1 protein-coding gene is annotated in these 1495 nt (G+C 61.3%); it reads left to right on the plus strand.

Annotated features, from left to right (window positions below):
- The first annotated feature begins 132 nt into the window (after positions 1-132).
- Positions 133-1212, plus strand: a complete 1080-nt coding sequence (locus tag J2Z49_RS14710) for a transposase (protein WP_307403942.1) — start codon at positions 133-135, stop codon at positions 1210-1212.
- Positions 1213-1495: the final 283 nt, after the last annotated feature.

A 1495-nucleotide genomic window follows, 5' to 3' on the forward strand; every position in this document is an offset into this window, starting at 1 on the left:
TTTACGATCTACCGCCAAGAATGCTCCTGATTTTAATCAGGAGATGAGAGGCGGCTGACATTCAGCGGTTGTTGAAAGACGGCCGCTTTTTTTTGTTTTTCGGAACATTTTTCGCGGAGGAGGTGAGCATGGATGGAGCAAGTGGTGACGCTCAAGCTGAAGCTGTACGAGCCGACTCAGGCCAAGCGTGAGATGTACCAGCTGATGGCCGACCGGTGCACCGATTTCGCCAACCGGTACCTGAGCCTGGACAAAAAAGAGCGGCCCAGGACTTCCGGGGAAGCGAAAAAATATTCCGAGCCGCTGCCGTCGGCGGTGCTGAACCAGGCCATCCGCGACATCAAAGCGAAGCCAAAGGCGAAGCGGTTTAAGCACCTCTGGCCCGCGTTCAGCAACCAGAACTTCCGGGTGGAGAGGGAGGTCACCCGGGATGGCGGAGCCGTTTGGAAGGCCTCTTTCCCCACGCTGGAGAAGAGGGTCGGGGTGCCCATCGTGGTACAGCCTTACCAGGAAAAATACCTGGAGATGCTCCTCTCGGGCCGGGCTAAACAGGGCAGCGCGAGGTTGGTCAGGCGCGGGAAGGACTGGTACGTCCACCTTTCCCTGACTGTTCCGGTAGAAGAGAAACGGGGCGGAAAGGTCATGGGAGTGGACCTGGGCATGATCGACCTCCTGGTGGCTTCCGTCAGCGGGCAGACGCTCTTCTTTTCGGGGGACGAGCTGGTATACGTCCGGAGGCATTATGCCCAACTGCGCAAAAAGCTCCAGAAGGCCGGGGCATACAGGGCGCTGAAACGGCTCGGGGACAAGGAGCACCGATGGGTGACGGACGTGAACCACAAGGTCAGCAGGATGCTTGTGGACTTTGCCATCATCCACGGGGTAACAAAAATCCGGCTGGAGGACCTGACGGGAGCGAGGTGGGCGCACCCTCAGAGGAGGGAGCAGCGGAAGGACCACGGCAGGAGCCTGCAGTACTGGCCGTACTACCAGCTCCGGCAGTTCATCGAGTACAAGGCGGTCTTAGCGGGCATCCGGGTAGAGCTTGTCAACCCCGACCTTACCACACTGACATGCTCCCGGTGCGGGGAAGTGATCAGGACCCGCCCGAAAGGCCGGTGGTTCAGGTGCCCGCGGTGCAGGAGGGTGAAGCACGTGGACGTGAACGCCGCGGATAACATAGCCCAGGCGGTCAGCGGGCTGGCGGCGTGAAGATTGACCTTGGCGGCATGGAGTACGGCCTCCGGGCCGGAAAGTGCCGCAGCCCGGGAGGGTGGAGGGCAGGTGGTCCCTTGAACCTCCCGGGGCGGGCCGATTGGCGCGGCCCAATGGGTGAGCTGATGAGGTGAGGCGGAAACGCGCGAACCGAAGCGGATCCCGACCGGAACCGGGCGTGAACCCCGCGAGGGGCACGGAATTCCCGGGGAACCCTGGAAGGGTTTGGAAGGTTCCCTCTTCGGGGAATCCTCCGAATTCATTCGGGGGAGGACGTCAA

The organism is Desulfofundulus luciae (genome assembly GCF_030813795.1).
GTDB lineage: Bacteria > Bacillota > Desulfotomaculia > Desulfotomaculales > Desulfovirgulaceae > Desulfofundulus > Desulfofundulus luciae.

Bases quoted from the DNA above. Each gene is read 5' to 3' on its own strand.
- J2Z49_RS14710 (WP_307403942.1), top strand. From the start codon at position 133: ATGGAGCAAGTGGTGACGCTCAAGCTGAAGCTGTACGAGCCGACTCAG.